Here is a 13,807-nt window from a genome sequence, read left to right as displayed (position 1 = left end):
ATACATTAAAAAAACTTTTGAACAAATGAAAAGTATTATTTAGTTTTGGCCCACTTAACCATATTCCTGTTTAATAACCTTAAGTAGGAAGATGATGTTTAACCTCTAAAAAACCTCTAACAAAAAAATTAACCTCATGAAACTCAAAATGCTATCCCCGATCCAATGCATAGTCTCGTGACCCGCAACTTTACAAAGGATCCACAACAAAGCTGACAGACACCACAAGATTAAACTGCAATGAATTGTTTGTTATGATATCCCCAAGATATCTGCAAATCCCTATGCTTGCAGCACTCTTGTCTGCACAACATCCTGACAGATGATGTGTAGCTATCAGCGTACACTAAACACTTTTGCCCCAAATTAATCATCTAACAATGATTGATGCTGCTTTTGCTTTGCTGAACAACCAGCTGGCCGCATATATTGAATCCATGGGAGGCGACAGGTTGGATGTGATCATGGCTAATATTGCCGCCATAGACGCAACTAACAGCAATATAGACCTGGAACGAAAAGTAATTCTGAGTCTTGTGAATATCGAAGAAGAAGCCGCATTGAAAAATGCCGGCCCCCTCTACCGGAATGTAAAGACCCTGAATTATGTGAATCCTCCGATCTATCTTAACCTGTACTTACTGATCACTGCCCACTATGAAAAATATGAGGATGCACTTACCAGGCTTTCCAATGTGATACAGTTCTTCCAGGGCAAGAACAGCTTTACGCTGAAGAACGCTCCACCAAATGACATGCTGCTGAACCCCGATACGTATGAAGATATACAGCTGCACCTGGAGATGTTCTCTCTTTCTTTTGAACAGCTGAACCACCTGTGGGGATCACTGGGCGGTAAACAATGGCCTTCCGTGCTTTATAAAGTACGGCTTGTGAAGATCACTGAAAACAGGATCACCGCACAAGGTCCGCTCATTGAGCAGGTACAGACAAAAGACAATATTATCACCGCTGAATAACAGACCCCGATGTCATTTGCCACAACATATAAACGGCTGGCTGCCGTTCATATACTGCACCCCTGGTACCTGGATACAGAGCAGCAACGCTACTATGAGCTGTCTGCCGCAGACCAGGATGCCGTACTTACCGCGCAGCTGCAGACGGGCCGTTATGATCTGCTGCAGAACATGCTGCTGGAACCAACGCCCGCTACCGCCGCACTGCTCCGCGGTCATAAAATGGTGTACCGCCAGCAGGCACAAGGACTTCTGCTGGGCATTGCAGTAGCAACAACCACCAAAGACGGCGAATTACGTTACCGCCCGCAGATCGCCCCTGATAATAATCTTCGCCTGCAATTCTATATAAGGATCAAAGATCCTTTACTGCTCTCACGCAGTAATCTTCGCATCAATCCTGTATTTCCTGCTATTTACTATTTCACCAACGACGGCAGCACCGCCGGTAAAGCATTCCCCTCTCTTTCTGTGCCCATGCAGGACTTTGCAGATGGCCGCCTCTATGAGATGGGTGAAACGGCCGTTGTAAATGGCGCGCCCTCCCAGGCCTTAACGCCCACCCACACGGCTGCGCAGGGATGGCTGGCATTGACAGACAGGCAATACATCAGTGAATATGACCGCATTTTACTGCCGTTTCATTTCAGCTACAGAATTGAAACGGCAGGTGTAGAGGAAGCCAGTTTTGAACTGAAACAAGGCGCCGCCATTATCAAAACACTTTCGTTCCAGCGCCCGGAAGGTTTGCAGGAAGTAACACTGGATTTCCGTGCAAAAGGAAGTGAAGCGCCGCCGGAGAACGGCATATATACATTGGCAGTCAGCGGCAGCAATAACTATGAGCGCACTTACACGATATATCTCAACAACACCCTATACCGGCCGGATGTATGGGGTCTGCTGGATATCGTGCTGCACACCACTGATCCTGCATTCAGCCTGCTGGATGATGAAGGACTGCTGGCAGCGCCTGCCCACCCGGTGTTTGAACTGCGCTTCCTGAACAGGGCCGCTTATTTTAAATACTACTTCCAGCAAAAAGAGCCGCCGGTAACAGATCCGGCCTGGAATGAACTACCGGCTCCCGCTGGTATCCGGAAAGTGATCATCAGCAAACAACCTATCCCTTTAATACGCGCCTACCAGCAGATCAGCTATGATACCGTGCAGCTGCCCAATCCCGATGGAAGCCTGATCAGCAGGCAGGATGGCCGTATTTGCGCCGATACGATGTTAACAAGAATAAAACTATAAACAATAAAAATCCAGATTATGCCGAACAATACGTATTATACACCAGGCGTGTATGTAGAGGAGATCTCAAAGTTTCCCCCATCGATCACAGCTGTACAAACAGCTATCCCGGCTTTTATCGGTTACACACAGACAGCCAAAAAAGACGGTCAGAGTTTAATTAATGTGCCCCTGCGCATCAGCTCCCTGCTGGAGTTTGAAAGCTACTACGGAACCGCGCAGCCCGAAGAGCACCTGCTGACAACAATAGAAGAGGAAGCAGGCACCACCCGCTACAACGTGTCGCTGCCAGACACACAGGCCAAACCAGCCTCCAAACACCTGCTGTACTATGCCATGCAGCAATTCTTTGACAACGGCGGCGGCCCCTGCTACATTGTTTCTGTTGGCACCTACCTGCCGCTGGGCACCCCCATTACTGATGGCGCAGCCTTTACCAAAGCGCTGGATGAACTGAAAAAGCAGGATGAACCTACCCTGATCGTGATCCCTGAAGGACAGGGCATGTCGGTAGATACCTACATCCCCATCATCCAGAACGCACTGGCACAATGCGCATTGCTGAAAGACCGTTTCACCATCATTGACCTTACCCACACCGGTAAAGGCCTGAAAACCGAAGGAGAGATCCTGGAAGCCGCAAAAGCATTCCGCGATAAAATGTCTGCCACCGCAGAAGAGCTGCGTTTTGGCGCAGCCTACTTTCCCAATATCCGCTCTGCTTTCAATTATGTGTATGACGAAAGCAAGATCAAAGTAGTGATAGATGGCGCAGAAAAAGAATTCAGCACCCTGACCAACCTGCAAAAGGCCAACGTAAGGCTGGCAATCGACAACTTCTCCATCTACCTGCCGCCCAGCGCATCCGTCGCCGGTGTATATGCCCGTGTAGATAATACCCGCGGTGTATGGAAAGCTCCTGCCAATGAAGTACTGAAATCTGTTTTCGAAGTAACCTGCGATATCAACGACCAGATACAGCAAAATCTGAATGTGGATGTGGATAATGGTAAATCCATCAACGCCATCCGCTTCTTCACCGGCAAAGGCGTTAAGATCTGGGGCGCACGTACACTGGATGGCAACTCCAATGAATGGCGCTATGTATCTGTACGACGCTACTTCAACATGGTGGAAGAATCAACCAAAAAAGCAACAGAGCAATTTGTATTTGAGCCCAACGATGCCAATACCTGGGTGAAGGTAAGGGCCATGATAGAAAACTTCCTCACTAACCAGTGGAGAGCAGGCGCACTGGCCGGCGCAAAACCCGAACATGCCTTCTATGTGAAAGTAGGTATCAACGAAACCATGACCGCCTTCGATATCCTGGAAGGTAAAATGATCGTGGAGATCGGCCTGGCAGTAGTACGTCCTGCAGAATTCATCATCCTGCGCTTCAGCCATAAAATGCAGGAATCCTGATCTGATCTAACCCCTAATGTTCACATTTAAACTGCTGATACATGCCAGAAGATAACAAGCAACACCAATACCCGCCGAATCACTTCCACTGCTCACCAGAGAAGCCCTCACAATACGACCTGGTGCTGAAACAGTACGGCAATTCGCTGAAGGAAAGCCTGAAGAACGCCTCAGATATCCTGATCACCAAAGCAACGGATGCCAGCACCAAAAGCGCAGCGGTATGTACTGATCGGAGGATCAGCGATAAGCTGTCTGCCGCATTGAAAGAATACAATTTCCTCAGCATCTGCATAGGCGCTTACGCCAGCAAAGACCTGGAACTGCTGCAGACGGTGGTGGCAGAAGACGTAGCCCGCTACGAAGCATTGAACACGGCCTACACTGCCGCTGTTAATGCGATCAAGGCCGCCAAACAGAAAATAGCCAAGGTGAACACCCTGGCCTGTAAGCTGAAAGACGCCGTACCTGATTCCTGCAACTCGGAAGAGCTGAAACAGATCAAGGAATGCCTGTCTAAAAACGGTAACAAAGGACAGCAGCAGGACAGCCTGGAAGAAAGTGTACACAAGATAGTACACCAGGCGCATCACATTACCAACCAGGTAGACGACTTGTCTGAATCTGCCGTGAAAGTAGCCGGCATCAACGCCTTTATCAACATTGCCAGCCTGACCCCTGCCGCTGCCCTGATCAAAGAAAAAGGTACGGCCTTCATCACAGATGTAGACGCTAACCTGAAAGCGCTGCAAACACAGTACGACAGCGCCCGCCAGACGCAGGCAGATGCACTTAAAGCGCTCAGCACCGCTACCACAGACAAATACAAGGCATGGATCGTGAAAGACGGTCTGGCCGCCACCGCCGAATTTGTAAAGGATAACGATTGTGATCATGACTGCCGTTCGCTGGACGAAATAGCCAAGGAAGCAGAACAATCTTTTAACCGCTGCTGCGGCAGTGATGATGATGAAGAGGGAGGCGAAGACAACCCGGCCTGATCCCCGCTTTCATGATACCGTTCACCCTAAAAAAAGAATAAAATGCCTAATCATAATCACGACAACGACTCCGTACAAGAATACCTTGACCGGCTCCAGCAAGACCTCGCCGTGGCCACCGCGGCATTGCTCCTGGCACAGGCGCAGGAGAACCAGAAAAGCAGCGAGCTGGCCAAGAAAACTCAATGGTCTGCCCTGTTGAAACAGGTGCTGGACCTTTTGAAAAGAACCAACCAGCTGGGTATGACCTACATCCGCACTGTACAGCGCGTACGCAAACAGGGCGAGAAAATAGGCGAGAATGCTGAACTGGGCATAGAAGCCATGGAAATACTGATCTGCCAGATCAAGAAACTGACAGACTGCACCGAGGTGCTGAAAACCATGATCAAAACCCTGCTGGACCGCATCAACTGCACCATTACCGGTAAGGATGATGGCATCTTCGCCACCCTGAAAGCCCTGCGGGATGCAGTAGATGAAGCCCTCACCGGCGTAAAGGATGCCGTAACCGCCCTGCTGAATGCATTGAAAGCACAGGAAGAATTGTGGGTAAGCATTGCCGGCGACAGAGGCCTGGTGTACCAGCTGAATGGCCTGTCAGAACACATGCTGAAAGGCCAGAAACCCGACATCGAAGACTGCGCTTCCTGCAAACCCAAACAAACACCGCTGTTCCCTATGGACGACCCGGATTGCGATTTCTACTCACAGACAGAAGAACAGTACGAGAAAGTAGAAAAACAGATCGCCGTACTGCGCGAAGAACTGGAAGAGGCCACCTGCAAACGCGAAACCGCCCAGGCCAGGAAAGACGCCCTGCAGAAAGCTTTCGATGCTGCAAAAGCCGCAAAGGCCTGTTAAGTAAATCATCAACATTCATCTAACAAAAAATAGTATAACATGGCAACGTATCCACTTCCTAAATTTCACTTCCAGGTTGAATGGGGTGGCAAGAATATCGGGTTCACTGAAGTGACAGGGCTTACCGTAGAAACGGAAGCGATAGAATACCGTCATGGCGCCAGCCCTGAATTTCACAAGACCAAGCAACCCGGCTTGCAGAAATACAGCAACATCACCCTGAAACGCGGCACCTTCAAATCAGACAACGAATATTTTGACTGGTGGAAGGAAACCAAATTTTTCCAGGAACAGGCAGGCCAGTACCGCCGCGATATCACCATCAGCCTGCTGGATGAAACACACAACCCCATCATCGTTTGGAAAGTGAAGAACGCATGGCCCATCAAGGTACAGGCAGCTGATCTGAAGGCAGACGCCAACGAAATAGCAGTAGAAAGCGTGGAGCTGGTACATGAAGGTCTGGTGATCCAAAACGACTAAGCCCATGGCAGCACCGGTATCACATACGCCTCCGGCCGGGATACACTACTATCCCCCGGTAGGCTTCCACTTCAAAGTGGAGTTCCAGTTCCGGGACAGGACAGACCTGGACATCCTGTTCCAGTCCGTTTCCGGGCTTAACAACCAGATGCAGACCGACACCTTGCGCGAAGGCGGTGAAAACCGCTTTGAGCACGTAGTACCGGTAAGGAACAAATGTACCGACCTGGTGCTGCGCCGCGGCTTGCTAAGCCCGCAGCAGTCCAGGATCACCGAGTGGTGCCGGCAGGCCTTCAACGATTTTATCTTTGAACCTGTTGACCTGCTGGTAACCCTGCTGAACGAGCAACATAACCCGCTCATGACCTGGAACGTGCACCGCGCCTGGCCTAAGAACTGGAAGATAGCAGACCTGAATGCAGACAAAGGAGAAGTGGTGATAGAAACGTTTGAACTGAACTACAATTATTTCACGTTCAGGTAAAACACCACTTCATTCCATACATCAGCACATTCATAAATCACTACCATGCCCGTAGAAATAAAAGAACTCGTGATCAAAGCCGTAGTGAACGAGAACGGCAATAACGCCGCTGCCAGCGCAACAGCAGCGGGGCAGGACAGCGGCTCGCAGGATGCGATAATCAAGCTCTGTGTAGATAAGGTGCTTGAAATATTAAAAGATCAAAAGGAAAGATAATGGGTAACGCCAACGTAACGAAAATTGTGATACGGCCCTTCCTGAACCAGAAACAGGATCAGCGTGCAGGAGAGGATTTCACCATCCCGGTGAACCCGGAAAGCTATTCACAGGCCTACAAGATAGAGCTGAAAGAAAAGCCCGCCGGCGGCAACCAGGGCAGCGCTCCTGAGTACAAGTTCACCTCTCCGGAAGAACTGAAGCTGGACTTTACGTTGGATAATACCGGCACCATCGAGGGAAATGTGTATGATGGCACCCCCGTACCCAAACAGGTGGAAAAACTGCTGGCTACCGTATACAAGATGCAGGGCGAAGCCCACCGGCCCGGTATACTGAAGATCCAGTGGGGTTCTTTCTTTACGTTCGACTGTGTACTGTCCAGCCTTGACATCAGCTATGTGCTGTTCAGGCCTGATGGCGAACCACTCAGGGCCAAGGTGAGCGCCAGCTTCAAGCAGTATACCGAACCGCAGATCAGGTCAAGGCAGGAGAATAAAAAATCGCCGGACCTTACCCGCGTTATAAAGGTAGCTGATGGCGATACCCTGCCTAACCTGTCTTACAAAAGTTACGGTACACCCAATTACTATCCCCAGGTGGCTTACGCCAATAAACTGATGAGCATACGCACACTCCGTACCGGTGATGACCTGGTGTTTCCGCCGGCGCGTACAGATGCACAGAACCAGACAACCTCCTGATAAATGGCAAAGATATCTCCTAACGACAGGATCATTCCAACTCCCGGCGTACATGACTATACGCAGGTAGAGATCCACATCAACGGCGGCAGGGTGAATAATCCTGACTATCACGTGCAGGCTGTAACGGTAACAAAGGAAGTGAATAAGATCCCTTCCGCCCGTATCACACTGCTGGATGGAGATCTGTCTGCAGAGAAATTTGCCGTCAGCGAAGGAGCAGACTTCATACCCGGTAACAAGATAGAGCTGAAAGGCGGACGGGATGGACAACAAAGCTCCTTTTTCAAAGGAATCATTGTAAGACATTCCATCCGCGCCGGAGAGAACGGCAGGTCCTATCTCATGCTGGAATGCAAGGATGAAGCTGTACAGCTGACCCTGGGCAGGAAGAACCGCTATTTCAAAGACGTGAAGGACAGCGACGCCATGCAGACTGTACTGGGTTCACACGCCGGCAGCATTGAGGCTACCAGTGTTACACACAAGGAACTGGTACAATACTACTGTACTGACTGGGACTTTGTAATGAGCCGCGCAGAGATGAACGGCAGGGTAGTACTGGTGCAGGACGGGAAAGTGGATGTAAAGGCGCCCAAAGTGGGATCAGCCGCTTTAGTGCTGGCCTACGGTTCTACCATCGAAGAATTTGAAGCGGAAATGGATGCCCGCACACAATGGCAGCAGGTAAGCGCCAGCTCATGGGACTACGCGCAGCAACAGCTGCTGAAAGCAGATGCTTCCAGCAGTTCCTTTTCAGAAGCAGGTAATCTTACAGGCGCTACCCTGGCAACAGCGGTATCCCCTGCAGACCTGCAGCTGCGCCACAGCGGACTGGTAAGTCAGCCGGAGCTCAAAGCCTGGACAGACGCTTTCCTGCTTAAAAGCCGCATGGCCAAGATACGCGGCAGGGCCAGGATCACCGGTTCTGCCGCGGTGAAAGCCGGCGATACCGTGGAGCTGAAAGGGCTGGGCGCCCGCTTTAACGGACTTGTATATGTGAGCGCCGTAAGACATGAGATCGTTTCTGACATCTGGCAAACCCACCTGCAGTTTGGTATTTCACCGGAATGGTTTCACCAGCAGCCCGATGTGATAGAAACACCAGCTGCCGGCCTGCTACCCGCCGTACAAGGCCTGCAGATAGGCAAAGTAGTGCAGCTGGAAAGCGATCCTGACGGAGAACACCGCATACTGGTAAAGCTGCCTACACTGGACAACGAGGCCAAAGGTACCTGGGCCAGAGTAGCATCATTGGACGCAGGCGACCAGCGCGGCTACTTTTTCCGTCCTGAGATCGATGATGAGGTGATCGTAGGCTTTGTGAACGGAGATCCGCGTTTTGCTGTGGTGCTGGGCATGTTGCACAGCAGCGCCAAGCCGGCCCCTGTAGAAGCCAAAGACACCAATCATATCAAAGGCCTGGTAACCCGCAGCCAGATGAAAACGATGTTTGATGATGAGAACAAAGTGATGAAGATGGAAACGCCCGCCGGCAATTTCATAGAGCTGAGCGAGAAAGACAAGGCCATCACCATCCAGGATCAGCATGGCAACATGATCAAAATGGAAACTGCAGGAATTACCATCAAGAGCGCCAAAGATATTGTGATGGAAGCAACCGGCTCATTCTCATTAAAAGCCGGTACAGATGTGAAAGTCGAAGGAATAAATATTACAGAGAAGGCCAGCGCCAATATGGAACTGAGCGGCGGAGCCAGCACCAAGCTGACCTCTTCCGGTATACTGGAAATTAAAGGCAGCCTGGTAAAGATCAATTAAAACCAAACACAATGCCTCCGGCAGCAAGATTAACTGATATGCATGTTTGCCCGATGAGCACCGGTCCGGTACCGCATGTAGGCGGTCCCGTTACAGGCCCCGGCGTGCCCACCGTGCTGATAGGCAATATGCCCGCGGCGGTAGTAGGCGATATGCTGGTATGCACCGGCCCGCCCGATGTGATCGTAAAAGGATCGGCCACTGTACTGATAGGCGGCAAGCCGGCAGCCCGTATGGGCGATTCAACAGGGCATGGCGGCACTATTGTGGCCGGCCTGCCAACGGTGATGATTGGAGGATAGATCAATCTGAAAGCATATGGCAGAAGGAAAAGATTTTCTAGGTAAGGGCTGGTCATTCCCGCCCACCTTTCATAAAGATAATGGTGAGACAGACTGCTACGTAAAGATGGTAGCGGCACGGGAAGATATTGAACAGAGCCTGCACATACTGCTCTCCACCAGTTTAGGCGAGCGGGTAATGCAGCCGCTGTACGGCTGCAACCTGGAAGATTACCAGTTTGAACCCATGAGCAGCACCCTGGTAGGATTTATCAGGGACCTGGTAACAAAGGCTATACTGTACCATGAAGCAAGGATCACGGTAGAAAATATTACCGTGTCTCAGCCGGATTCATGGGATGCCATCCAGGGCTATTTACGGATCAACATAGATTATATCATCAGCGCCACCAACTCCCGCTTCAATTATGTATACGACTTCTACGTAAGGGAAGGCAGCGCTGATGGATTGCAATCAACGACAGGACTATAATGAGCAATACTGATAATATAGCAAATACGCTGATACGCGATGGCGCCAGCCAGCAGCAACGCATGGCAGTAGTAGCAGAAAATGCGGTACTGTCTGCCGGGTATGTGAAGCTGGATGAGCGCAGCACGGCAGACCTGTTAAGCCTGTTGTACCGCTATGCAAGGTTTGTGCTCTACTATGACGAGCGCGATTATGCAGGGCAGACAGCCGGTTCGCAGCTGCTGCCAACAGGCGACTGGCAGGCTTTCTTCAGGAACAATGCGCCTTTCCAGTATGCTTTTATACAGCAGTTTGACACAGCCGCGCTGGAAAGCAGCTACAACAGCACCCGCGCCCGGCAGGATAAACAGTTTGCGGAGAGCGGTCACTGGCCCCTGGTGAACAGCATTCTCGCCGTAGCCATACAGGTGAACAGCTGGTACACTACCCTGCATGCACTGCAGCAGGAAACCGCCCTGCGCCGCATGCTGAAAGCACTGATACAAAATGATCTGAGCAAGGCCTTACAACAGCTCATTGCCGTAGGTAACACCTTTAACGCGGTGGATGAACTGCCCTACACCGCTGAACTGCTGCAGCTGGCCGGACAGGAAGAAGACATATGGGGTATCAGGTCTCCTATGGTACGCCTGGCGAAAGATGCCTACCTGGCTAAGCTGGCCCCCTACCCCCGCAGGCAGCGGCAACAAACACTGGTGCAGCTGGATGAGCTGTTCCAGTTGTTCTTCAAAGGTGTGCAGCAGGTGCAGCAGTTCGCATTGTCCAATTTTGAAGAAACCCTGACCGGTAATGACCAGGAACATGCGCCTTACCAGGGCCTTTTATATGCCTTCCTGGAAATATTCAAAAAGGTCAAAGACGGGCGCAATGGTCTGAATGATATTACCCGCCTGCACCTGGATTTTTTCTACAAAGAGATCCTGCAGCTGAAGCACCGCCCGCATGTGCCGGATCATGTGCATGTGGTAACTACCCTGGCCAAACAGGTGGAAACCTTTCTGCAGGCTAAAGACACCGCTCTGAAAGCCGGCAAGGATGCCAGCGGTAAAGAGATCATCTTCCTGACTGAAGAAGATGTGGTGCTGAACAAAGCTACGGTAGCAGAGATGCGCACACTGTCAAAAGACAACTTCTCTACACTGTATGCAGCGCCCAAAGCTAACAGCGCAGATGGCCTGGGCAGCGCTTTCCAGGACCCCGCCAATAATAGCTGGCCGGTACTGGGAGCCGCCTCCTGGATCAGCAAGAACAACCCTGCTGCCGGCCCCCAGCACTATCCTTTTGCGCTCAGCGGCTTTATGCTTTCATCTGCCGTATTGCTGATGAAAGAAGGCACCCGCAAGATCACTGCGAACATTACCTTACAAAACCTGGACGCAGACGCTACAGCGCTGAACAGCGTACTGAAAGACCTGCTGCGGGTACAATATACATCAGATAAGGGCTGGACCACGGTAGCTGATCCCGCCATCACTTATAACAATGGTACGCTCAGCATCGTTATCAGCCTGCTGCCAGATGCGCCGCCGGTGCTGCGGCCAGACGAAAAGAAACTGCTGATAGCTTACCCGGTAACCGCCCCGATGCTGCGCATCCTGTTCAACCAGCAAAAACAGTCTGCGCTGAAGACAAGCAGGTGGTACGACCTGTTGAGCCATGCAGTAATAAGCGGCGCTGATATCAACGTGGAAGCCTCCGGCTTGAAGCAGGTGCAACTGAGTAATGATGACGGTCCGATAGATCCCAACAAAGCCTTTGCCCCTTTCAGCAGCATTCCTAAAACAGAAAGCAGCTTTTATCTTGGCAGCGATGAGGCTTTCCGCAAGCACCTTACCAGTATGACGCTGGCCGTTAAATGGGAAGGCCTGCCTGCTAATTTTACAGAACACTACAAGGGATACAATCCCAATCCGCCGATAAATAACACCAGCTTTACCGTAAAAGTGGAAAAGCTGGAGAATGGTCACTGGAAAGATATGCCGGCGGGCATGAATGCCCTGCCCCTGTTCCAGCAAAGCGGTACCACCCTGGCAGCAGACAATAGCTTCCAGCTGGATGTAAGCACTCTGCCGATGCTGGAGCAGGAAACAGCCCTGGCTCCGTACAGCAATGCATCGCTCTACGGCTTTGTACGTTTTAAACTGAACCGGCATTTTTATCACCAGGAATATCCTGCTATACTGGCCATGCAGACCCTGCGCCTAAGCGATCCTAAGATAGCGGAGAACTGGAGCAAGGTGCAGCAGGCGGTATACCGGGGAGACCCGGCACCGCCATTGCGCGGACTGTGGCAACAGGCGGGGGACAGTTATAACGCGGCCTGGCAGGCTGACGACAAGGCGGATCATCTGAACGCCACTCCCAGCGAGGAAGATCTTACTGACCTGCGCCTGAAAACACAGGATACCGTAGACAAATCCAATAGCGTGATCTCAAAATCAGGTGAGATCTACAACCTGATATTTCCGGTGGAAGTAGTGCCAAACGCTGACCTGATCGCCATTCCCAAACAGCCCTACACCCCATCCATCAGATCATTCTCACTAAGCTATACTGCTGATGCAGGCGTGAACGATATTGTGCTGCTGCACCAGTACCCCTATGAAGAAAGTAATTACAAACCGGTGCCCACCACTACCTCGAGCCTGATGCCGGTGTTTGATGATGAAGGCGCGCTGTACCTGGGCATTAAAGATGCCGTGCCCGGCGCCAACCTGTCTCTCTTATTCCAGCTGGCAGCGTTCAGCGCAGACCCTGATATACCTGCTGCGAATGTATACTGGCAATACCTGTCGGGCAACGAATGGAAGCCCCTGGCAAAAGATACGGACGTGATCAGCGATACCACACAATCCTTACTGACATCAGGCATTGTTACGATTGCCCTGCCGTGGGATGCAGACCTGCAGCATACCATATTACCCTCCGGCCTTCACTGGCTGAGAGTTGCGGCAGCCAGCCATACTACCGCCGTGTGTGAAGCCATTGTAATAGCGGCGCAGGGCGCCCGTGCAGTGTTCAGTAACCAGGACAATGGTCTTACCCGTCTGTCAACAGCATTGCCTGCACAGCGCATCAGCGCACTTGCAGTACCGCAATCCGCTGTCAAAAGCGTTGTACAGGACTTCCCCTCCTTTGGTGGCAGAACAGCTGAAACAGATGCACAGTTCTATGTACGTATAAGCGAACGCCTGCGTCACAAAGGAAGGGCTATCAACATATATGATTATGAAAGACTCGTGCTGGATGCATTCCCCGATATCTATAAAGTAAAATGCATACCCCATACTAAAATATGCCGCAATGATGCAGGAGCAGGAACGCCCCTGCAATCACCGGGATGGGTAACACTGGCCGTAATACCGGAAATAACCGGCTTTGCTCCCGGCAGCCGTTTCCGCCCCAAGGTAAGCCGCATATTGCTGAAACAGGTAAGTGACTACCTGCAGCAGCGTACCTCCGGCTTTGTTCGGGTACAGGTGATCAATCCCAATTACCAGGAAGTGAACTTCAGCGGTAACGTAAAATTCAAAAGCGGTAAGGATAAACAGTTCTACAAAAGCCTGCTGGAAACAGACGTGCAAAGTTTTTTGTCGCCCTGGATACTGACCGGCTCACAGGACATTGTATTTGGCAGCACCATCATGATGTCTTCTGTACTGCAGTTCATTGAACAACGGAGTTACGTAGAATATGTGACCGAATTTAAGATGTTCAGAACAGGGGGGCCACCGGAGCAGGGCATCACGGCAGACACGCCCTGGTCTATACCGGTGGCGGGTACACAAAACTATGTACCATTACCCTGAACAATAGAAAACAACCAATAAACCCAAC

The 13,807-nt window shown here is 51.1% G+C and carries 13 protein-coding genes; all 13 read left to right on the top strand.

The genetic code is table 11. The features are described from left to right. Window positions 1-380 precede the first annotated feature (380 nt). From Q0577_RS22895 to Q0577_RS22835, 13 genes are read left to right on the top strand one after another with little or no spacing between them, the layout of a single operon-like run. A complete protein-coding gene (locus tag Q0577_RS22895; protein WP_298740440.1) occupies window positions 381-980 on the top strand; it encodes a DUF4255 domain-containing protein in 600 nt (199 codons plus the stop codon). 9 nt (window positions 981-989) lie between these two features. Next, window positions 990-2,237: a hypothetical protein gene (locus tag Q0577_RS22890; RefSeq protein WP_298740437.1), complete on the top strand. Its 1,248-nt coding sequence runs from the start codon at window positions 990-992 to the stop codon at window positions 2,235-2,237. 18 nt (window positions 2,238-2,255) lie between these two features. Further along, window positions 2,256-3,662, top strand: a complete 1,407-nt coding sequence (locus Q0577_RS22885; protein WP_298740434.1) for a phage tail sheath family protein — start codon at window positions 2,256-2,258, stop codon at window positions 3,660-3,662. 41 nt (window positions 3,663-3,703) lie between these two features. After that, window positions 3,704-4,663 (top strand): hypothetical protein, encoded by a 960-nt coding sequence (locus tag Q0577_RS22880; protein ID WP_298740432.1) that lies wholly within the window; start codon window positions 3,704-3,706, stop codon window positions 4,661-4,663. A gap of 42 nt (window positions 4,664-4,705) precedes the next feature. Next, window positions 4,706-5,527, top strand: a complete 822-nt coding sequence (locus Q0577_RS22875) for a hypothetical protein (RefSeq protein WP_298740430.1) — start codon at window positions 4,706-4,708, stop codon at window positions 5,525-5,527. A 39-nt stretch (window positions 5,528-5,566) separates the two neighbouring features. Next, complete coding sequence (locus Q0577_RS22870) at window positions 5,567-6,010, top strand: phage tail protein (RefSeq protein WP_298740428.1); 444 nt, start codon at window positions 5,567-5,569, stop codon at window positions 6,008-6,010. A gap of 4 nt (window positions 6,011-6,014) precedes the next feature. Beyond that, window positions 6,015-6,494, top strand: coding sequence for a phage tail protein (locus Q0577_RS22865; protein WP_298740426.1), 480 nt, complete (start codon window positions 6,015-6,017; stop codon window positions 6,492-6,494). Window positions 6,495-6,539: 45 nt separating this feature from the next. Then, window positions 6,540-6,710 (top strand): DUF5908 family protein, encoded by a 171-nt coding sequence (locus Q0577_RS22860; RefSeq protein WP_298740424.1) that lies wholly within the window; start codon window positions 6,540-6,542, stop codon window positions 6,708-6,710. Beyond that, window positions 6,710-7,414, top strand: coding sequence for a hypothetical protein (locus tag Q0577_RS22855; RefSeq protein WP_298740422.1), 705 nt, complete (start codon window positions 6,710-6,712; stop codon window positions 7,412-7,414). Before Q0577_RS22860 ends, Q0577_RS22855 begins: the two co-directional genes overlap by 1 nt. A 3-nt stretch (window positions 7,415-7,417) precedes the next feature. After that, complete coding sequence (vgrG, locus tag Q0577_RS22850) at window positions 7,418-9,196, top strand: type VI secretion system tip protein VgrG (protein ID WP_298740421.1); 1,779 nt, start codon at window positions 7,418-7,420, stop codon at window positions 9,194-9,196. 11 nt (window positions 9,197-9,207) lie between these two features. Then, a complete protein-coding gene (locus Q0577_RS22845) occupies window positions 9,208-9,498 on the top strand; it encodes a PAAR domain-containing protein (RefSeq protein ID WP_298740419.1) in 291 nt (96 codons plus the stop codon). A gap of 16 nt (window positions 9,499-9,514) precedes the next feature. After that, window positions 9,515-9,970, top strand: coding sequence for a GPW/gp25 family protein (locus Q0577_RS22840; RefSeq protein WP_298740417.1), 456 nt, complete (start codon window positions 9,515-9,517; stop codon window positions 9,968-9,970). Further along, window positions 9,970-13,779: a baseplate J/gp47 family protein gene (locus Q0577_RS22835; RefSeq protein ID WP_298740416.1), complete on the top strand. Its 3,810-nt coding sequence runs from the start codon at window positions 9,970-9,972 to the stop codon at window positions 13,777-13,779. Before Q0577_RS22840 ends, Q0577_RS22835 begins: the two co-directional genes overlap by 1 nt. Window positions 13,780-13,807 lie beyond the last annotated feature (28 nt).

This window comes from uncultured Chitinophaga sp. (assembly GCF_937898475.1).
GTDB lineage: Bacteria > Bacteroidota > Bacteroidia > Chitinophagales > Chitinophagaceae > Chitinophaga.
Note: the sequence above shows the minus strand (reverse complement) of the source record. Positions and strands in the feature narration are given on the sequence as shown.